A 19,828-nucleotide genomic window follows, 5' to 3' on the forward strand; every position below is an offset into this window, starting at 1 on the left:
CAGCAAGTCTGCCCGGTCGGCCGTGCGCCTTTCCCCTCAGTTGGGAGAAGAACCATAAAAAAACCCGGCGCAAGGCCGGGTTTTTCGAATCACGCGTGGGCGTGGCTCAGAGCGGGCGGACCTGCTCGGCCTGCATGCCCTTCTGGCCCTTCACGGCCACGTAGGAGACCTTCTGGCCTTCCTGCAGGGACTTGAAGCCCGAGGATTCAATCGAACGGAAATGGACGAACAGGTCGTCGCCGCCGCCGTCCTGGGTGATGAAGCCAAAGCCCTTGGCGTCGTTGAACCACTTCACGGTACCGGTTTCGGTCTGGGACATGTCAATGCTCCTTGTAACGGATGAGATGCCGCGGATGCGGCGGAAACGCTGGCTGCAAGGAGAATTGAGAAACGGGTGTAACGATGCAGGAAACTGCAACATCAGGCCACGATTCAAGGTGACCCTTGTCATTCAGCCCCGCCACGGTAGGCGTATCGGGCGCGGAAAGCAAACCGGCGCGCGGCGGCGGTTCAGGCAAGCGGGCGCAGCGCGGCGCCCGCGACGCGCTGAAACGACGGCTCAGCGCGGCGGCGCGGCCAGTTCGCGGGCGTCCAGCATGCCGTCGCGGTTGGCGTCCTGGCGATGGAAGCGATCCGCCAACTGCGCGCGATGCGCCTGCCGGGTGAGCGGGGCGGCGCGGCCCCCGGGCTGCTCGGCGGCGGACAGCACGCCGTCGCGGTCGCGGTCCATTCGCGCGAAGGCATAGCCCATCCAATCCTGGTATTCGGCCAGCGAGACGCGGCCGTCGCCGTCCGCGTCCATCCGCGCCAGATAGTCGCCGGCGCGCTGCACCTGCTGGGCCTGCGCCGCGGCCGGCAGCAGGCAGGCCAGCAGGGCGGCGCGGCGGTTCATGCCGGCGCGAGCGCGTAGCCGCGCAGGCGCGCGGCGTAGTCCTGCAGCGCGCGCACGCCGCTGGCTTCGGCCTCGGCGCACCACGCCTGCAGGCGGCGCAGGCGTTCGGCGGCGTCGTGGCCGCGGCTCTCCAGCACGTCGGCCAGGCGGCGGCGGTGCTCCAGCAGGGCGCGGATGCGCGGGCGCGCGTCCACCCAGGCCTGCAGCTGTTCGCGCGCCTCGGGGTTCAGCCAGCGGCCGTCGTCCACCATGCCCTTGCGCAGCTGGCGCGGCAGCAGCGCGCGCAGCCGGGCGCCGGCGGCGGCGGCCTCCTCGCGCAGCGCCGGCTTCAGCACGTTGCGCTGGTAGTCGGTCATCGCCTGGAAGCGGTGCGCCAGCAGCGCCCGCAGCGTCTCGGCGTCGGGCATCGCGATGTTGGGACGCAGGTTCAGCGAGGGCGCGACGCGCAGCACCTTGGCCAGGCGCACTTTCTCCAGCAGCTTGATCGCGGCCCAGCCGATGTCGAACTCGAAGCGGCGCAGCGCGAACTTGGCCGAGGACGGGAACGCGTGGTGGTTGTTGTGCAGCTCCTCGCCGCCGATCCACACCGCCCACGGGGTCAGGTTGGTGGCGGTGTCGGTGGTCTCGAAGTTGCGATAGCCCCACCAGTGGCCGAGGCCGTTGATGACGCCGGCGGCCCAGAACGGGATCCACGCCATCTGGATGGCCCACGCGGCCACGCCCTTGGCGCCGAACAGCACGAAGCTCACCGCCAGCAGCAGGACCACGCCGAGGTTGGCGTGGCGGGTGTAGAGGTTCCGTTCGATCCAGTCGTCGGGGCAACCCTTGCCGTACTGCTCGATGTCGGCGCGCGCCAGCCGCGCCTCGCGGTAGAGGTCCGCGCCGCGCCAGAACACCGTGCCGATGCCCTTGTGCATGGGGCTGTGCGGGTCGTCCTCGGTCTCGCACTTGGCGTGGTGCTTGCGGTGGATCGCCGCCCACTCGCGGGTGATCATCGAGGTGGTCAGCCACGACCAGAAGCGGAAGAAGTGCGCCACCAGCGGGTGGAAATCCACGCCGCGGTGGGCCTGGCTGCGGTGCAGGTACAGGGTGACGGTGAAGATGGTGAGCTGGGTGGCGACCAGCAGGTACAGCAGCATTCCGCCCCAGCCGAACTGCAGCAGGCCGCCGGCGAGGAAGGTCAGGAAGGAGGGCTCGAGCAGGGACGCGGGCATCGGGTGACTCGTTCAGGAAAAGGCGCGCGACAGCGCCATTGCATGATGCCACGGCATGGCTGACTGCCACCCCGACGCGGCATCATGGGCGCATGCCCGAGCTGCCCGAAGTCGAGACCACCCGCCGCGGCCTGCTGCCCCACGTCGAGGGCCGCCGCGTCGAGGGCGTGCTGCTGCGCCGCCCCGACCTGCGCTGGCCGATCCCGCGCGAGGTGGAAACCCTGCTGCCCGACCAGCGCATCGACGCCATCCGCCGGCGCGCGAAGTACCTGCTGCTGGACACCGCGGCCGGCAGCGCGCTGCTGCACCTGGGCATGTCCGGCAGCCTGCGCGTGCTGCCCGCCGACGCACCGGTGCGCGCGCACGACCACGTGGACGTGCTGCTGGATTCCGACCGCGTGCTGCGCTTCAACGACCCGCGCCGGTTCGGCTGCCTGCTCTGGCAGCCGCCCGGCGAGATCCATCCGCTGCTGGCCGGGCTGGGGCCGGAGCCGCTGTCGGACGATTTCGATGGCGACCATCTGTTCGCGCTCAGCCGCGGCCGCAGCGCGCCGGTCAAGACGTTCCTCATGGACCAGGCGGTGGTGGTGGGCGTGGGCAACATCTACGCCGCCGAGGCGCTGTTCACCGCCGGAATCTCGCCGCTGCGCGCCGCCGGCCGGGTCTCGCGCGAGCGTTACGCGGCGCTGGCGGGGGCCGTGAAGGCGATCCTGGGGCATGCCATCGCCCGCGGCGGCACCACCCTGCGCGACTTCATCAGCCCGGACGGCGCCCCCGGCTACTTCGAACAGGAACTGCTGGCCTACGGCCGCGGCGGATTGCCCTGCGCGCGCTGCGGACGCGCGCTGAAGCAGGCCAGCATCGGCCAGCGCGCAACGGTCTGGTGCGGGCACTGCCAGCGATGAGCCGGCGCATTCGCTATAGTCCCGGCGTCCCCCGACACCCCTGATCCGAATGACCCCCGCCGGCGATATCACCGTGCTGCTGGACGCCGCCCGCGATGGCGATCGTTCCGCGCTGGACCGCGTGCTCTCCACCCTGTACCAGGAGCTGCACGGCATGGCGCGGCGGCAGCTGGCCGGCCAGCACCACGGCCACACCCTGGACGCCACCGCGCTGGTGCACGAGGCCTACCTGAAGCTGGTGAGCCGCGGCAGCGGCAACGCGCAGTTCGACGACCGCGCGCACTTCTTCGCCTACGCGGCGTCGGCGATGCGCTCGGTTATCGTGGACTATGCGCGCCAGCGGCTGGCGCAGAAGCGCGGCGGCGACCTGCACCGGGTCACCGAACTGCCGGAAAACCTGGAGGGCGGGCTCAGCCTGGACGAGGACATGCTGGGCCTGGACACCGCGCTGACCCGGCTGTCGTCGGTCGATCCGCGGCTGACCCAGGTGGTGGAGCTGCGCTATTTCGCCGGCCTGTCCGAACTGGAGATCGCCGCCCTGCTGCAGCGCTCCGAGCGCAGCGTGCGCCGCGACTGGCAGAAGGCGCGGATGTTCCTGCTGGCCTCGCTGCAGGAGCCGTCGGGCTGACCGCAAGGTCGCCGGGCGCGGGGGGAGCCGCATGGACATCGAACGCTGGCAACGCCTGTCCCCATTGCTTGACGCACTGCTCGAGCTGCCCGCCGACCAGCGCGAGGAGCACCTGCGCACGCTGCGCGACGAGGACCCGGCGCTGGCGGCGGAACTGCAGCAGCTGTTGACCCTGGATGCGGGCGACGCCAGCTTTCTCGACACCCCCGCCATGGCCCTCCCCAGCGGCGCCATGCCGGGCGCGCGGCTGGGTCCGTACCGGCTGGAGCGGCTGCTGGGCGAAGGCGGCATGGGCCAGGTCTGGCTGGCGGAACGCGCCGACGGCATGTACGAGCGCAAGGTGGCGCTCAAGCTGCTGCGGCCGGGGCTGGCCAACCCGCAGCTGCGCCAGCGCTTCGACCGCGAGCGCGACATCCTGGCGCGCTTCGCCCACCCGCACATCGCCCGCCTGCTCGACGCCGGCATCGACCACAACGGCCAGCCCTACCTGGCGCTGGAGTACGTCGAGGGCGAGCCGATCACCAGCTACTGCCAGTCGCGCCAGCTCGACATCGCCGCGCGGCTGGACCTGTTCCGGCAGGTCTGCGAGGCAGTCAGCCACGCCCACGCCAACCTGATCGTCCACCGCGACCTGAAACCCTCGAATATCCTGGTGACGCCGGCCGGGCACGTGCGCCTGCTCGACTTCGGCATCGCCAAGCTGCTCGACGTGCAGCCGCTGCCGGTGGAACAGACCCGCACCGGCGTGCGCGCGTTCACCCTGCACTACGCGGCGCCCGAGCAGATCCGCGGCGAGCCGGTCACCACCATGACAGACGTGTATTCGCTGGGCGTGGTGCTGTACGAGCTGCTGACCGGCAGCAAGCCGTACCGGCTCAAGCGCCAGACCGACGCGGAGTGGGAGGAGGCGATCCTCGACGGCGTGCCGCAGAAGCCCTCGCAGGCCGCGCTGCGCGCCGAGCCGGACGCCAGCCGGCCGTATTCGCCGGCGCGGCTGGCGCGCGAACTGGCCGGGGACCTCGACAACATCGCGCTGAAGGCGCTGGCCAAGTGCCCCACCCGCCGCTATGTCTCGGCCGAAGCGCTGTCGCACGACCTGCTCTGCTATCTGCGCGGCCGGCCGGTGCTGGCGCGCGGCGATAGCTTCGGCTATCGCACCCGCAAATACCTGCAGCGCCACCGCTGGGCGATCGGCAGCGCGCTGGCGATCCTGACGGTGCTGAGCGCGGCGCTGGGCGTGGTGGGCTGGCAGGCCCAGCGCGCCCTGCGCGAAGCCGCGCGCGCGCAGGCGATGCAACGCTTCATCACCGAGCTGTTCCGCGACGCCGGCAGTTCCTCCAACACCCCGATCGACCTGCGCAGCCTGCTGGACATGGGCATCCTGCGCGGCGAGCGCAGCCTGGCGCGGCAGCCGGAAGCGCGGGCCGAGCTGTACGGCGCGGTGGCGCAGCTGCGCCTGGGCCTGGGCGACTACCGCGAGGCCCGCGACCTGCTGGCGCGCCAGTCGCGCCTGCTGCGGCTGCTGCCGGACGCCCCGGCCAGCCTGCGGCTGGAAGCCGCCACCCTCAACGGCAATGTGTTCCAGCAGCTGGGCGAGCCGCGCACCTGCACCGTGCATATGCAGCCGCTGGAAGCCAAGGCCCAGCAGGAGGAGCCGCGGCTGCCGCTGCAGGCGGCCGCCTTCTATGCGCAGCTGGGCCGCTGCCGGCGCGAGCTGGGCGACTTCGACGCCGCGCGCCGCCTGCACGCGCGCGCGCTGGAGCTGCGGCGGCGCGAGAAGGACGAAGCCGGGATGGCCGAAACCCGGCTCGACATGGCCAACCTGGAATCGGCAATGGGCCAGCCGGCCGCCGCCATCCGCACCCTGGTGGACGGCCTGGCGCAGCTGCGCCGCACGCTGGGCGGGCACCACCCGCAGGCCATCAACATGCTGCGCGCGCTGTGCTCACTGGAACGCGCCACCGACGCCCTGGAAGCCGCCACCCGCGACTGCCATGCTTCCCTGCGGCTGGCGCGCGAACTGCACGGCAACAACCATCGCGCCACCGTCGACGCCAACCGCCAGCTGGCCGCGCTGTACGTGGACATGGGCCGTTTCCGCGACGCCGAGGCGATCTTCACCGAGACCACCGCATGGATGGGCGCACGCCTGGACCCGCACCATCCGGACATGGCCCGCGCCTACAACAGCATGGCGGTGGTGGCCTGGGAGCGCGGCGACCTCGAGCGCGCGGTGGGCTTCCAGCAGCGGGCAGTGGCGGCCTGGCGGAAATCCGGCAATGCCGGGCTGATTGCCGCCGGCGTATTCAACCTGGCGATGATCCTCCACGACGCCGGGCGCGACCGCGAAGCGCTGCCGCTGGCGCGCGAGGCCGTGGCGCTGCGCGCGCGCCAGTACGGTGCCGGGCATGCGGTGGTGGGCGACGGCGAACGCCTGCACGGTGAAATCCTGGCCGCGCTGGCGCAGCCCGAGGCCGCGCGCGCCGCGCTGGAAAAAGCGGTGCGGCTGACCCGTGCCGGCTTCGGCCCGCGCCACTCGCATACGCGCCGCGCCGAGATCTCGCTGGCGCGGCTGCAGGCGCAGCAGGGCGATCAGCCGGCGCTGGCGCGGCTGGTCGCGCTTGGCGATCACCCCGGCGGCGACCTCGAGCAGCGCAAGGCGGCCTGGCTGGCGCGCGCCTATGCCGCCGACCTGCAATGCGCGGAGCGGCCGCGGGGGGCGCGGCTGGCGCTGGACGCGGTGCTGGCCGACATGCGCCCGCTGCTGCCGGAGGGCGGCGCGATCCCGCGCGAGGTGCAGCGGCTGCGCGGCGGCTGCGGCAGCGCCAGGCCGGGCGGCGGCACCGTCGCCACCCGCTGACCGCCGGCGCGTCCTGCGCGTCAGTCCGCTTGCAGGCTGTAGGTGCCGTACAGCGCCGCCTCGGCCAGCACGTGTCCCTGCATGGCGCGCAGCGCATCGCCGGCGGTGAAGGCCTCGGGCAGGCCCAGCGTGGGCACGTCCAGGGCGAACAGGCGGAAGAAATAGCGGTGCGTGCGCAGGTCGTGCGGCGGCGGGTAGGGGCCGTCGTAACCGAAGTAGCGCCCGCCCATGGCCGCATCGCCGGCGAACCAGCCGGTGTAGTCGTTCAGCCCGCGCACGCCGCCGGCATCGCGGCCGGCCGGCTTGCCTTTGGCGGTCAGGCCGTCGCTGCAGCTGCCGGCTGCGATCTCGCGCACCTCGGGGGGGATATCCGCCACCGCCCAGTGCACGAAGTCGCCGCGCGGATGCGCCACCGGGATCGGGGTGGCGGCGTCGGCCACCAGCGCGCCGTCGGTAGGGGCGTCGGTGTCGATGCACAGCAGCACGAACGAGCGGGTATCGGCCGGCACGTCGTCCCAGGCCAGATGCGGATTGCGGTTGCCGCCGAAGCCATCCTTGCCTGCACGCGCGCCAAGCGCGAATTCGGCCGGAATGGGTTGGCGATGCTGGAAGCTGTCGCTGTGGATGCGCATGCGGATTCCCTGCTGGAAACGTTGCGCCGATTCTAGGACGGCGGCGTGACGGGCGTCGCCCACCCCCCCCCCGGCTAGCCGCCGGCCTCCACCGCCGCTGCCAGCTTCGCCGCCACCCAGCGCTCGGCGTAACCGTCCAGCGTCATCGCCTCGATGAAACCGCAGTGGCCGCCATGCCGCGCCAGCTCCAGCGCCACATTGGGATAACCGGCGATGCGGTGGAACTCGTCGGCGGGGATCACCGGGTCATCCTCCGCCATCAGCACGTCGGCGGGCACCGGCAGCGCCTGCAGGCGGTCGCTGGCGACGGAATAGCCGTCGAAGTACGCATCGAGATGCGGGAACGCGGTGTTGTGCGCCACCATCCACGCGGTCAGCGCGCGCATGCGCAGGCGCAGCACCTCGTCGCCGAAGGCATGCGCCTGCGGGAACAGCACCCGCTTGCGCGCCAGCGAGCGCCGCCACTTGGATTCGAAATGGCGGATGTAGAACGCCGGCCCGGTTTCCATCGCATCCATGGTCCGCCCCGGGTCCAGCAACGGGCAGACCGCCGCCACCCGTCGCAGCGGCAGGCCGGCCGCCGGCGCGTGCAGGGCCAGCCGCAGCGCGAAGTTGCCGCCCAGCGAATAGCCGGCGGCGACCAGCGGCAGCGCCGGCCAGCGCGCCGACACCGCGCGCGCGGCGCCGATCACCTCGTCCAGGCGATTGGAATGGAACAGGCCCTCGTTGAGATGGTGGCTGTCGCCGTGGTCGCGGAAATCCAGCCGGAACACCGCGAAACCTTCGCGCAACAGGCGCGCCGCGGTCAGCTGCATGTAGCTGGACTCGGCGCTGCCTTCCCAGCCGTGCAGCACCAGCGCCAGCGCGCGCGGGTCGCCGCCTTCCGGCAGGCTGGCCACGCCCTGCAGGCGCACCCCGTCGCCGGCGTCCAGCAGCAGCGGCTGGTGCCGCGCCGGCACTTCGCGCAGGCGCCGGCGCGCGCGCGCCACCCGCAGCGGACTGGCGGCGATCACCGACTGCAGGTGCGGGTTGCGCAGCCACGCCGGCGGGTCGAAGGCGGAGCGCAGCAGCGGCATGCGCCTGCCTCAGGCCTCGGCCATCGCCTGCAGGACGCGTTCGCGCGCCACCCTGGCGATGCCGCGGCGGCCGTCGTGCTCGCCCGGCGGAATCGGCTGCATGAAGCACACCCGCACCGGTCGCGGCGGTTCGCCGAGCAGGCGCACCAGGTTGCCGATGAAATTCTCGCGCGGGGCGAACGCGACGATCGATTGCGCTTCGCAATGCATGCCGTAGCACAGCGCCACCGGCTGCACCGGCGCGTTGGCCTCCACCGCGGCGGTGAAGATGCGGGCATGGAAGGCGCCGAGTTCGCGGCCGTCGCGGGTGCCGCCCTCGGGGAACGCCGCGACCGCGCGGCCGTCGCGCAGGCGCTGGGCCATCTCGGCCATCACCAGGCCCAGCGAGTCGCCGTTGCCGCGCTGCAGGAAGATGGTCTCGGCGTGGGTGGTGACCCAGCCCACCACCGGCCAGCGGCGGATCTCCGACTTGGCGATGAAGCCCATCATGTGCTGCGAGTGCAGCGCCATGATGTCGACCCAGCTGACGTGGTTGGCCACGAACAGGGTGCCGCCCGGCAGCGGCGTGCCGATGCGCTGCACTCGCATCCCGAAGACGCGCAGCAGCCCGCCCGCCCACCAGCGCACGATGCCGTGCGACAGCGGCCCGCCGTTGCCGATGGCGATCAGCAGCAGGGTCAGCGGCAGGTGGACCAGGACGTGCCAGGCGAACAGCGGCAGGCGATACAGGTAGCGGAACGCACGCATGGGCGACGGTGGGGGCGCCGGGAAGAGAGGCGACAAGTGTAAGGGCGGAAGCGCACTGCCGCGGCACCCCGAGCGCGCCGCGCAGGGCTGCCCTGCGCGGGTGCCGGCGCACGCCGGGAAGCGTTCGCCAGCGCGGTGCGCTAGGGACTGGATGCGGGCGGCTGCGGCAGCACCGCCAGGGTGATCCGGCTGATGCAGACCGGCCTGCCGGCCTCGTCCTCGATGTGGATCTCCCACACCTGGGTGCTGCGGCCGATGTGGAGCGGGCGGGTGGTCCCGGTGACGGTGCCTTCGCGCACCGCGCGCAGGTGGTTGGCGTTGATCTCCAGCCCCACCACCGCGTTGCCGCCGGCCAGCAGCGCGCCGGCGCTGCTGCCCAGGGTTTCCGCCAGCGCCACCGACGCGCCGCCATGCAGCAGGCCGCAGGGCTGGTGGGTGCGCGCGTCCACCGGCATGGTGGCGCGCAGGTAGCCGTCGCCCAGTTCGGTGAACACGATGCCGAGCGCCTCCATGAGCGTCCCGGCGGAGCGCGCGTTCAGCGCCGCCAGGGTGGTGCCCTGCGGCCAGGCGAAATCGCGTGCGGCCATGCGGCTCAGCGCACCTTGAAGACGCCGGGACGCCAGGTGCGGATGTAGGACGCGCGCCCGTAGCCGCTGCTGCGGCCGTAGCCCACGCCGAAATCGCGCTCGCGACGGGTGTGCATGCGGTCGACCAGCTCCTCGCGGCGGCTGTCCAGCCACTCGGTGCGGCCCAGCGTGGCCGGGTCGGCGCCAAGGCGGCTGGCTTCGCGGGCGCGGTAGTCGCAGAAGTCGTCGTAGGCGTCCAGCTCGTGCGCCAGGTCGCGCACCGACAGCTCGATCATCACCGCGTCGTCGAGGAAGCCCAGCACCTGCACCGCATCCGGGATGATGTCGTGCGGATCGGCGAAATACGCCAGCGCCGACAGCACGCGCTGGCGGTCGGCTTCCGGCATCGCCCACGCGTCATCGCGCACCATCGCGATCATGTCGTCCAGGCGCAGCAGGCGCTGGCGGATGAAATCCGGCAGCTGGGTCTTCTGCGCATCGTCCAGCAGGGCCACGGCGGCGGCCACGATTTCCTCGGCACTTTTGCCCTCGACCGCCTTGCGTGAACGCTCTGCAGCGGCCTGGAAATGGGCCAGATCGTGGTCGTTGAGCTCGAAGTTCAGGGTGATGGACATTGGGGCCCCGGAAGGCAATGAAAATGAGTTTGGCAGACTAGGGCGCGCGCGCGGGCGCGTCAATCGCCATCCGTCACGCGCTCCGGCGCCGCGCTCACAGGATCGGCGAGAGGCCCGAACCGAACGCCGTGAACGTGCGCACGCCCAGCCATTTCAGGCCGATGTCGACCTCCGGGAAGTCGCCCACCGGCTGGTTGCAGCGGCGGAACTCGGGCGCGAACGGCGACGGCGGCTCCACCGTCGGCGGGCAGCCCGGCCCGGGCACGTACTCGTAACTGGTGGCGTATTTGTAGGGCCACAGGTCGAACACCGGCATCCGCTCCGACAGCTTGGACAGGTTGTATTCGATGCCGGAGAAGATCGGCGCATCGTCGCGCCGGCCGATGGTCCACGCATTGGCCGGCGCCATGTCGCGGCGGATGCTGGCCGCCAGCGCCGCCGCGAAGCCGGGGTCGGCGATCACCACCGCGCTCTCGGTATTCAGGCGGTCGCCGCGCGGGTCGAAGTTGTGGGTCCCGACCACGCCGATGCGGCCGTCGATGACCAGCGACTTGGCGTGCATGCCCATGCGCAGGCCGGCGCGCCTGAGCCGCACCGGCAGGCCGCCGGAGGAGGCGAACGGCGACGGCCGGCCGGCCTCGCTGGCCGGCTCGCTGCGCAGGCCGCGTTCGGCCAGCTGGCGCTCGCGCAGGCTGCCGGCGGCGCCGGAACGCAGCGGCGCGACCGGCGGCGCGGCGGGCTGCCCGGCGTCCTGCAGGCCGGCGCCGGTGGCCCCCAGCTCGAACGGCGCGTCTGCCGGGAACGGCTTGAATTCGTGGATCTCGAAGCCGAAGTCGCGCAGGTAGCGGCGCTTGTACTTGTACGACAGGGCGTAGGCGATGAAGGCGTCGGTGGAGGCCAGGCTGTTGGTCGAGACCAGCACCCGCGGCGGCTGCGGCCGCTGCTGCAGTTCCCGGAACAGCGCCTGGGCCGGTTTCGACAGCACCAGATAGGGCGTCTGCAGCAGGATCTCGCGGTCGGCGCCGGCGATCAGCCCGCGCAGGCCGTGGCTGGTATCCGGCGCAGGGGGGGGCAGGGCGTCGCCGGCGGCGGCCACGTCCCCGGCGGCGTCCCGGCCATGCTTGTCGGGCAGGTCGGCCAGGAACTTCACGCCGCGCACCGGCAGCGCCGGCGCGACGAAGCGCGCGCGCAGCGCCGCCTCGTCGGCCACTTCGGCCAGCAGCGCGCGCACCCGCGCCGGGTTGTGGAACACATGGTGCGGCGCGGGCGGCGGGCCGTGCTCGCGCAGGTAGCGGGCCACGTCGCCCAGCTGCTCCGCCGGAACGCTGCGCTTCGAATCCCAGAACGCATCGAAATTCGCCGCCATGTCGGCGACCACCGGCCCGGTCAGCAGCAGGTCGCGGTCGCGGAAATTGAACTCGCTGCCCCAATCGTAATAGTCGTCCTGGTAGTTGCGCCCGCCCACGATGCCCACCGCATCGTCCACCACCAGCAGCTTGTTGTGCATGCGCCGGTTGAGCTGGCGCCAGCAGCAGGCCGCCGCCACCGCGTACATCGGCAGCGACAACCGCGCGCGGTCAAGCACCGGGTTGTAGACGCGCAGCTCCAGGTTGGCGTGCAGCGACGACAGCGCCGCCAGCGTCTCCACCTTGCGCAGCGCCGCCAGCTGGTCGATCAGGATGCGCACCTTGACGCCGCGGAATGCGGCCGCCTGCAGTTCGTCCAGCACCAGCTGGGCGGAATCGTCCTCGTCGAAGATGTAGGTCTGCAGGCCGATGCTGTGCCTGGCGGCGCGGATCAGGTGGATCCGCGCCAGCAGCGCGTCGGGGGCATCGTCCAGGATCAGCGCGCGATGCCGCGGTGCCGCCGGGGTGGACGCGGCCAGGGTGTCGCGCGCCATCGCCATCAGCGGCGACGGCAGGGCGCAGGCGTCGGCACGCACGCAGTCCACCTCCGTGCTGCGCGCGTCGACCGCGACTTCAGCGGCGGCGCGCCGCTGCTGCGGCGACAGCGTGGCGCAGCCCGCCAGCAGCAGGGCAAACAGCCCCGCCAGCGCGCGGCCGGGGCGACGGCGACTCATCGATTCGATTCTCCGCGGCGGCGGGCCTTACGGCCACCAGAACCGCGACAGCCGCGCCACGCCGGGCTCGATTGCCGCCTCAGCCGGGAATTCCAGCACCGCCACGCCTGCCGGTGGCATGCCGCGATAGTCGCCGGACTGCCCGCTGTGCAGCAGCGCCGCCAGCTGTTCCAGGCCGGGGTTGTGGCCCACCAGCAGCAGCCGGCGCGCGTCGCGGTGGGTGTCGGCCAGCGCGATCAGCGTGCCGGGACTGGCTTCATAGATCGCCGCCTCCTCGCGCACATCGGTGCAGCCCAGCTCGCCCAGCGCGGCCAGGGTCTGGCGGGTGCGCACGGCGTGTGAACACAGCACGCGGTCCGGCTGCAGGGCGTGCTCGCGCAGCCATTCGCCGGCCGCCCGGGCCTCGGCAAGACCGGTCGTCGACAGCGGCCGCTGCAGGTCGTCCTGGCCGGACGCGGACGCGTCGGCATGGGCATGGCGGAGCAGGATCAGTTCGCGCATCGCAGGGGTCCCTTCGCGGCCGCGGTGGCCGGATGCAGGCAGGGTACACCGGCGCCGGCCAATCGCAGCCGTCTAACCCGGGTACTGCCTGGCGACATGTTCCTGCAGGCGCCAGTGGGCCGCGTGCAGGGCCGCCTCGAGCGCCGCCAGCCGTTCGCGGAAGCCGGCCCGCAGCGCGGTTTCCAGCGCGGTCGCGGCCTCCGCCAGCTCGACCGCGCCGACCAGCCGCGCCGCGCCCTTCAGCCGGTGCGCCTGGGTCACCAGCGCGGGCAGGTCGCCGGCGTCGCGCAGCCGCTCCAGCGTTTCCATGTCTTCGCGGGTGCAACGCAGGTAGTCCTCCAGCAGCGCGCGGATGTCCTCCGGGCGGTCGCCGGCCAACTCGCGCAGCACGTCGCCGGCCAGCACCGTGCCGCCCGCGCCCCCCGCATCCTTCAGCGCGGGCCGCGGCGCGGCCGCTGCGGGCAGCGCGCCCTGCGCCGGCGCCGCCGCGGCGGGTGCCGCGGCCGTATGCGGCAGCCAGCGCTGCAGGCAGGCGCCGAGGCTGGCGATACCCACCGGTTTGGCCAGGTAGTCGTCCATGCCGGCGCCCAGGCAGCGCTCGGCCTCGCCCTTCAACGCCGAGGCGGTCAGCGCCACGATCGGCGTGCGCGGCAGGCCGCGCCCCAGCTCCTCGGCGCGGATGGTGCGCGCCAACTGGTAGCCGTCCATGCGCGGCATGTGCACGTCGCTGAGCAGCAGCGCGTAGCGGCCGCTGCGCCAGCGCTCCAGCCCTTCCATGCCGTCTTCGGCAGTTTCCGAAGCGTATCCGGCCAGCGCCAGCTGGCGCTGGATCACCAGCCGGTTGGTGACGTGGTCGTCCACCAGCAGCACCAGGCTGCGTTCCGCCTCCGCCTCCGCCACCGAAGGCAGCGGGCGCGGCCGGAAGCCCGGCGCGTGCCGGCCCGGCAGGGTCAGTTCCGGCAGCTGGTCCGCCGGCGCGCGCGGCAGCTCCAGCTTCAGGCGCATGGTGGTGCCCTTGCCGGGGGCCGACTCCATTTCGATATGGCCGCCCATCAGCTCGGCGATGCGGCGGCTGATCGCCAGCCCGAGGCCGGTGCCGCCGAAACGGCGGGTGGTGTCCACCTCCGCCTGCGAGAACGGCTTGAACAGCCGTGCCTGCGCCTGTTCGCTGATGCCGATGCCGGTGTCGGCCACGCTCAGCTCCAGCAGGTCGCTGCCCAGCGCGCCCTCGCCCGGCATGTGCTGCAGCAGCTTCACCGCGACCGTGACCTTGCCGTGGTCGGTGAACTTGATCGCGTTCGACAGGAAGTTGCCGATCACCTGACGCAACCGCACCGGGTCGGCCCGGTGCGCCGGCGCGACCTGCGGATCGACTTCGCTGTCCAGCACCAGGCCTTTGCTGGATGCCGATCCCGAGAAGCTGGCGGCCACGCTGCGCACCAGTTCCGGCAGCGAGGTCGGCACCGGCTCGATCTCCATCTTGCCGGCCTCGATCTTCGAGAAATCGAGGATGTCGCCGATGATCCGCAGCAGGGTTTCCGCCGAGGCCTGGACGATGCCCAGCGCGCGCCGCTGCTCCACGTCCAGGTCGGTGTGGCCGAGGATCTCGATCATGCCGGTGACGCCGATCATCGGCGTGCGGATCTCGTGGCTCATCGCCGCCAGGAAGGCGCTCTTGGCATGGCTGGCCTCGCGCGCCCGCGCCTCGCTGTCGCGCAGCGCCCGCTCGAGCCGCTTCTGCATGGTCAGGTCGGTGGCCACCGCCAGCAGGCCCACCATCGCGCCGGTGTCGTCGCGCATCGCCGACAGCGCCAGCAGCACTGGCAGGGTGCGGCCGCGCTGGTGGCGCAGGGCGAATTCGCGCGGCGGCTCGCGGTGGCGCGCCAGCTCGCGCAGCGCGGTCCAGTCCGGCGGCACGGTGCGGCCGTAGGCCTCGCTGAGGGAGCGCGCCAGCGCGCCCAGCGCCTCCGGGTCCAGCACCACGTCGAGCTTCTCGCGCCCCAGCAGCGAACCGGCCGGCCAGCCCAGCAGCTTTTCCGCGAACGGGTTGACCTGCGAGAACACGCCATCCTCGTCGACCGCGATGATCGCCGTCTGCGCCGCCTCCAGCAGCAGCCGCTGGAACTGCTCGCGCCGCTCCAGCGCCACCCGCACGCGATCGGTGCGGACCAACTGTTCGGTCAACTGCCCCTCGATCCGGCGCACGTGGTCGCGCATGCGCAGGAAGCTGTCCATGACCTCGCCCAGCTCGCCGCGCGGCAGGTAGCGCGGCTGGGCGGTGTAGTCGCCCTGGGTCATCCGCCGCGCCAGCCAGGTCAGGCTCTCCACCCCGCGATAGCCGTCGCGCAGGATGCGCCGGCCGACCAGCAGCGCCAGCAGGAAACAGGCCAGGGACACCCCGATCCGGACCCGGCTCACCCAGACCCCGCGCTCCAGTGCGCCCTGCGCGAGCGCGGCGGCGCGCGCCTGGCCGCGCGCGTCGATCCGTTCCAGCCGCTGCACCAGCGGATCCACGGCGGGATACAGCCCGCGGTCGGCGAAGCGGCCCAGCGCGAGGATGTCGCGCCGCGCCAGGATGCTGCGCAGCTCGTCGGCCGCTTCGTCGGCCCGTGGGCGCGCCAGCAGCGCCTGGGCCAGCAGCGCGCGGCTTTCCTCATCCAGCGGCATCGCCCGCAGCGCCTTCCATTCCTCCGCCATGGTCGCCTGCGCAACCTCGATCCGCCTTTCGGCCTCCTCCCAACCGATCAAGTAGTTGCGGGTGCGGAAGGTGGTGTCCACCACGTCCATGCCGTAGGCGTTGGACAGCCGCCGGATCCGGCGCATGCCGACCAGCACGTCGTCCTTCATCGCCTCCATCGAGCGCTGGGCGTAGTGCTGGCCGATCTCGTCCACCGCCACCACCAGCGCGCCGGTGAGCAGGAACAGGCCGAACAGCCCCAGCAGCTGGTGGCGGATACCGAGGCGGGACAGGTCCAGGCGCATGCCGTCAGCGCGCGTGGGGGCCGGGCCGACGACCGCCACCCATGCTCACAGCACCGGGCGACGCCAGCGCGCGATCGCCGCCGGCAGCTCGCTTCCGGGCACCGGCCGGCCGATCAGCCAGCCCTGGGCGACGCTGCAACCCAGTTCGGCCAGCAGCTGCCAGTCCTCGATGGTCTCCACACCTTCCGCCACCGTGGTCAGGTGGAGCTTGCGCGCCAGGTCCAGGCTGGCTTCCACCATCGCCCGCTTGCGCGGCTGCGAGTGCGCCGAGAACACGAACTCCTTGTCGATCTTCAACTCGGTGAACGGCACCTGCGCCAACTGCGCCAGCGAGGAATAGCCGGTGCCGAAGTCGTCGATCGACAGGCCGAACCCCTTCAGCCGCAGCCGCGCCAGCACGCCCAGCCCGCGCGCGGCGTCGGTCATCACCGAACTCTCGGTGATTTCCAGCACCACGTCCTCCGGGCTGACCGCATGGCTTTCGACGATGGCCTGGTAACGGTCGGCCGCCTGCTGGTCGGCCAGCGCCAGCGGCGAGACGTTGACCGACAGCGTCAGCCGCACGCCGTCCCTGCCCCAGCGCTGCAGCCAGCGGCAGCCCTCGTCCAGCATCCGCTCGGTCAGCGCACTCGCGCGGCCCTCGCGCTCCAGCAGCGGCACGAACAGGACCGGCCGCACCACGCTGCCATCGGGGCGTTCCCAGCGCGCCAGCGCCTCCACCCCCACCACCTTGCCGTTGGCGAACTCCACCTGCGGCTGGAACCAGGGCCTGATCTCCCCCTGCTCCAGCGCCTCCAGCAGCGCCGGAATGGTGAAGTCGACCTCGCTCTCGTCCAGCTGCTCGCCGGCGTGATCGCCGAAGCGCGCCAGCACGTCTTCCAGCTTGTCGCGGGTCAGCGGCTTCTCCACGCTGCCCAGCACGCGCAGCCCATAGGCGCGGGCCATGGTCTGCACGGTGTGCAGCAGCGCCGGATCGAGCGCGCTGACCACCACCACCGCACGCGCCAGCCGCTCCTGCGCGATCTGGCCGATGCATTCGATGCCGTCCATGCCGGGCATGTCCAGGTCCACCAGCACCACGTCCGGCGGCGCCGCCTGCCGTCGCAGCACGTCCAGCGCATCCAGTCCGTCGGCACCTTCCAGCGCGCGCTCGACGCCCAGCTCGGTCAGCAGGCGCAATGCAATGCGGCGCTAGAAGCCGTGATCCTCGACCACCATCACCTGCAGTTCCGACCAGTCCATGCCCTCTCCCCGGACGCATGCGGCGAGCGCCAAGCCTACCGCAGCCGGTGGCAGCGATGGGAGGGGCGACCAGCGCACCCGGCACGCGCTTACACTGCGGGCATGGTCATCGACGACTTCCTGGCCCACCTGGCGGTCGAACGGCAGGCGTCGGCCCACACCCTGGACGCCTACCGCCGCGACCTGGGCGCGCTGGCCGGATGGGCGCGCGGGCGCGACCTGCTGGCGCTGGACGGCAACGACCTGCGCACCTTCGTCGCCGCTGAACACCGCCGCGGGCTGTCGCCGAAATCGCTGCAGCGGCGGCTGTCCGCCTGCCGCAGCCTGTACCGCTGGCTGCTGAAGCAGGGCCGGCTGCCGGCCAGCCCGGCCGACGGGATACGCGCACCGAAAGCCCCGCGCAAGCTGCCGCAGGTGCTGGACGTGGACGAGGCCGTGCAGCTGGTGCAGCTGCCCACCGACGCGCCGCTGGGGCTGCGCGACCGCGCCCTGCTGGAGCTGTTCTATTCCTCCGGGCTGCGCCTGTCCGAGGTCTGCACGCTGCGCTGGGGCGACCTGGACTTCGAGGCCGGGCTGGTCACCGTGCTCGGCAAGGGCAGCAAGCAGCGCATCGTGCCGGTGGGCTCGCACGCCCGGCGTGCGCTGCTGGACTGGCGCGAATCCTCGGCCGGCAGCAACACCGGCTTCGTGTTCCCCGGCCGCGGCGGCGCCCGCATCAGCGCGCGCGCCATCCAGCTGCGGATCAAGCAGCTGGCGCTGCGCCAGGGCATGTTCAAGCGCATCCACCCGCACCTGCTGCGGCACAGCTTCGCCAGCCACGTACTGGAATCGTCGGGCGACCTGCGCGGCGTGCAGGAGCTGCTGGGGCATGCCGACATCGCCACCACCCAGATCTACACCCACCTGGATTTCCAGCACCTGGCCAAGGTCTACGACGCCGCCCACCCGCGCGCCCGGCGCAAGCCCTGAACCGCCTGTTTTGACGTCGATCAATGCCCTCGCCCACGGGCCGCCGCAGCATGCGGCGATGATCGAGACCATCGAAGGCTGGCGCTGCATCGGCTGCGGCAAGGTGGACGCGCCGCGCCCCTGCATCGGCGTATGCACCGACAAACGGGTGGAGCTGGTGCTGGCCGAGGACTACGCCGCGCTGGCGCTGCGCGTGGAACAGCTCGAGGATGCGCTGGCGCTGATCGCGCGGACCACGCCGAAACCCGAACGGCTGGCCGATTCGTGGGCGGCCCTGCAAACGCGCGCCAAGCGCCTGCTCGACGAAGCCCGGCCGCTTTACTGAGCCGGCAGCGGCTGCAGGATGTGCCAGCTGTCCACCTGCAGGGCGGTGTCGTAGCGCGCACCCAGGCCACGCCGCCGCACTGCCGCGACGAAGGCGGCGTAGCGCGCCTCGATGCCCTCCGCCCAGCGCGCCACCTCCGGCGCGTCGGCGTGGATGCGGCGCAGGTACAGCGGCTGGGCCACGTGCACCACCGCGCAGGTTTCCGACAGCCGCAGGCACAGGTCGTAGTCGATTGCATCTGGATGGGCATCGGTATGGCCGCCGGCGCGCCGGTAGGCGGCGGTGCGCAGCAGCCGCAGCGGCCCGGTCATCCAGTCCAGCAGCAGCGCCTCCGGCGAATACGGCAACTCGCACAGCGGGCCGGGGCCGAGCATGCGCCCGCCGGCGTCCACCAGCACATGCCGGCTGTAGGCCATGCCGGCATCGGGCCGCGCGGCCAGCGCGGCGTGCAGCTCCGCGAGTGCGGCCGGCGCCAGCGCATCGTCGGGATCCAGCACGCACAGGTATTCGCTGTCGATGGCGTCCGCGGCCCGCGCCAGCGCCGCGGCCTCGGTCGCGGCCGCCGGCCCGACGCGGAAGCGCGGATCGGCGGCCGCCGCGGGCGCCGTCAGCGCCGTCGCCGCCGCGCCCACCGGGCACAGTACGGCGCGCCATTCATTGAAGGTCTGCGCCTGCAGGCTGGCCAGCGCCTCGCCGAGGAACGGAGTCGCGCTGCGCAGCGGCAGCAGCACGCTGATCGGCGCCGTCATGGCGCTGGCGCCGCTGCGGTCTTCGGCTGCAGCACGTGGCGGGCGCGGATCCCCAGCGACAGCGCCTGCCGGCCCTCCAGCCCGCGGCGCTGCAGCGCGCGCTGGGCCGCGGCGAAGCTGGCCTGCACCTGGCGCAGGCGGCCGGACTGCGAGACCGAGCCGCGCCGAAGGCGGTAGCGGTACAGCGGCTGCGGCAGGTGGCCGATCTGACAACGCTCCGACAGGCGCAGGCACAGATCGTAGTCCTCGGCATGGGCGGCGGCCGGATCGAAGCCGCCCACCGCGCGATAGGCGTCCGCGCGCACCAGCCGGAACTGGAAGGTCATGAACTCCACCAGTAGGCCTGCCGGCGAATACGGGGTGAAGCTGCGCCGGCCCGGGCCCAGCACGTTGCCCGTCTCGTCGATCTCCAGGTACTGCGAATAGGCCATCCCCAGCGCCGGCCGCGCCTGCAGGAAGGCCAGCATCGCGGCCAGCGCCTGCGGTTCCAGCAGATCGTCGCTGTCGAGGGTGCCGAGATAGGCCCCGCGCGCCTGCGCCAGCGTGGCCGCCAGCGCCGCCGCCGGCCCGTGGTTGCGGCCATCGCCCAGCAGGCGGAAGCGCGGATCGCGCGCGGCGTAGTCGGCGGCGATCCGCGTGCTGCCGTCGCTGGAGCCGTCGTCCCACAGCAGCGCTTCCCAGTCCCCGCAGCTCTGCGCCAGCAGGCTGTCCAGCGCCGCCGGCAGGAAGCGTGCGGTGTCCAGGATCGGCATCGCGATGCTGACCAGCGGTGGCGCCATGGCCGTTACTCCTGCTTGAAGCCGGGGCGCGTGCCCCCAGATAGCC

The 19,828-nt window shown here is 72.4% G+C and carries 19 protein-coding genes; 5 read left to right on the forward strand and 14 right to left on the reverse strand.

The features are described from left to right. Positions 1–106: 106 nt before the first annotated feature. The 3 genes from SPK54_RS06230 to SPK54_RS06240 all read right to left on the reverse strand — a co-directional run bounded on the left by SPK54_RS06230 (position 107) and on the right by SPK54_RS06240 (position 2,031). Positions 107–319 (reverse strand): cold-shock protein, encoded by a 213-nt coding sequence (locus SPK54_RS06230; protein WP_028840395.1) that lies wholly within the window; start codon positions 317–319, stop codon positions 107–109. 240 nt (positions 320–559) lie between these two features. Continuing rightward, positions 560–892 (reverse strand): hypothetical protein, encoded by a 333-nt coding sequence (locus tag SPK54_RS06235; protein WP_330947064.1) that lies wholly within the window; start codon positions 890–892, stop codon positions 560–562. Beyond that, positions 889–2,031: a fatty acid desaturase gene (locus tag SPK54_RS06240; protein WP_330947185.1), complete on the reverse strand. Its 1,143-nt coding sequence runs from the start codon at positions 2,029–2,031 to the stop codon at positions 889–891. The genes SPK54_RS06235 and SPK54_RS06240 overlap by 4 nt, the downstream gene beginning before the upstream one ends. Before the next feature lie 167 nt (positions 2,032–2,198). Between SPK54_RS06240 and mutM the strand changes: the two genes are divergently transcribed. From mutM to SPK54_RS06255, 3 genes are read left to right on the forward strand one after another with little or no spacing between them, the layout of a single operon-like run. Next, entirely contained in the window at positions 2,199–3,011 is an 813-nt protein-coding gene (gene mutM / locus SPK54_RS06245; protein ID WP_330947065.1) for a bifunctional DNA-formamidopyrimidine glycosylase/DNA-(apurinic or apyrimidinic site) lyase, read from the forward strand. A 49-nt stretch (positions 3,012–3,060) separates the two neighbouring features. Continuing rightward, complete coding sequence (locus SPK54_RS06250; RefSeq protein ID WP_330947066.1) at positions 3,061–3,639, forward strand: sigma-70 family RNA polymerase sigma factor; 579 nt, start codon at positions 3,061–3,063, stop codon at positions 3,637–3,639. 31 nt (positions 3,640–3,670) lie between these two features. Beyond that, positions 3,671–6,499 carry a serine/threonine-protein kinase gene (locus tag SPK54_RS06255; RefSeq protein ID WP_330947067.1) on the forward strand — a complete coding sequence of 943 codons (2,829 nt, stop codon included), beginning with the start codon at positions 3,671–3,673 and terminating at the stop codon, positions 6,497–6,499. Positions 6,500–6,519: 20 nt separating this feature from the next. Here the strand turns inward: SPK54_RS06255 and SPK54_RS06260 are convergent, their stop codons facing one another. The 9 genes from SPK54_RS06260 to SPK54_RS06300 all read right to left on the reverse strand — a co-directional run bounded on the left by SPK54_RS06260 (position 6,520) and on the right by SPK54_RS06300 (position 16,897). Continuing rightward, entirely contained in the window at positions 6,520–7,131 is a 612-nt protein-coding gene (locus SPK54_RS06260) for a YbhB/YbcL family Raf kinase inhibitor-like protein (protein WP_330947068.1), read from the reverse strand. A 74-nt stretch (positions 7,132–7,205) separates the two neighbouring features. Then, on the reverse strand, positions 7,206–8,207 hold the full coding sequence (locus SPK54_RS06265) for an alpha/beta fold hydrolase (RefSeq protein WP_330947069.1): 1,002 nt from the start codon (positions 8,205–8,207) through the stop codon (positions 7,206–7,208). A 9-nt stretch (positions 8,208–8,216) separates the two neighbouring features. Further along, complete coding sequence (locus tag SPK54_RS06270; protein WP_330947070.1) at positions 8,217–8,954, reverse strand: lysophospholipid acyltransferase family protein; 738 nt, start codon at positions 8,952–8,954, stop codon at positions 8,217–8,219. A gap of 140 nt (positions 8,955–9,094) precedes the next feature. Next, positions 9,095–9,541 (reverse strand): hotdog fold thioesterase, encoded by a 447-nt coding sequence (locus tag SPK54_RS06275; protein WP_330947071.1) that lies wholly within the window; start codon positions 9,539–9,541, stop codon positions 9,095–9,097. Between the two features lie 5 nt (positions 9,542–9,546). Further along, positions 9,547–10,155 (reverse strand): YkvA family protein, encoded by a 609-nt coding sequence (locus tag SPK54_RS06280; protein WP_330947072.1) that lies wholly within the window; start codon positions 10,153–10,155, stop codon positions 9,547–9,549. Between the two features lie 94 nt (positions 10,156–10,249). After that, a complete protein-coding gene (locus SPK54_RS06285; RefSeq protein WP_330947073.1) occupies positions 10,250–12,235 on the reverse strand; it encodes a phospholipase D family protein in 1,986 nt (661 codons plus the stop codon). A gap of 27 nt (positions 12,236–12,262) precedes the next feature. Further along, positions 12,263–12,736, reverse strand: coding sequence for a histidine phosphatase family protein (locus SPK54_RS06290; RefSeq protein ID WP_330947074.1), 474 nt, complete (start codon positions 12,734–12,736; stop codon positions 12,263–12,265). 72 nt (positions 12,737–12,808) lie between these two features. Continuing rightward, positions 12,809–15,718 carry an ATP-binding protein gene (locus SPK54_RS06295; RefSeq protein ID WP_330947075.1) on the reverse strand — a complete coding sequence of 970 codons (2,910 nt, stop codon included), beginning with the start codon at positions 15,716–15,718 and terminating at the stop codon, positions 12,809–12,811. Between the two features lie 45 nt (positions 15,719–15,763). Continuing rightward, positions 15,764–16,897 (reverse strand): EAL domain-containing response regulator, encoded by a 1,134-nt coding sequence (locus tag SPK54_RS06300; protein ID WP_330947076.1) that lies wholly within the window; start codon positions 16,895–16,897, stop codon positions 15,764–15,766. A 165-nt stretch (positions 16,898–17,062) separates the two neighbouring features. Between SPK54_RS06300 and xerC the strand changes: the two genes are divergently transcribed. After that, positions 17,063–17,929: a tyrosine recombinase XerC gene (gene xerC, locus SPK54_RS06305; protein ID WP_330947077.1), complete on the forward strand. Its 867-nt coding sequence runs from the start codon at positions 17,063–17,065 to the stop codon at positions 17,927–17,929. A 58-nt stretch (positions 17,930–17,987) separates the two neighbouring features. Continuing rightward, the gene (locus tag SPK54_RS06310) at positions 17,988–18,254 is read left to right on the forward strand and encodes a hypothetical protein (protein ID WP_330947078.1); all 267 of its coding nucleotides are present in this window, start codon (positions 17,988–17,990) and stop codon (positions 18,252–18,254) included. On the opposite strand, the gene SPK54_RS06315 is transcribed toward SPK54_RS06310, so the two are convergent. After that, the gene (locus SPK54_RS06315) at positions 18,248–19,003 is read right to left on the reverse strand and encodes a glycosyltransferase (RefSeq protein ID WP_330947079.1); all 756 of its coding nucleotides are present in this window, start codon (positions 19,001–19,003) and stop codon (positions 18,248–18,250) included. The two genes, SPK54_RS06310 and SPK54_RS06315, sit on opposite strands and share 7 nt — an antisense overlap. Next, on the reverse strand, positions 19,000–19,782 hold the full coding sequence (locus SPK54_RS06320; RefSeq protein WP_330947080.1) for a glycosyltransferase: 783 nt from the start codon (positions 19,780–19,782) through the stop codon (positions 19,000–19,002). The genes SPK54_RS06315 and SPK54_RS06320 overlap by 4 nt, the downstream gene beginning before the upstream one ends. Between the last annotated feature and the right edge of the window lie 46 nt (positions 19,783–19,828).

The organism is Thermomonas sp. LB-4, assembly GCF_036409385.1.
In the GTDB taxonomy this organism is placed as follows: Bacteria; Pseudomonadota; Gammaproteobacteria; order Xanthomonadales; family Xanthomonadaceae; genus Thermomonas.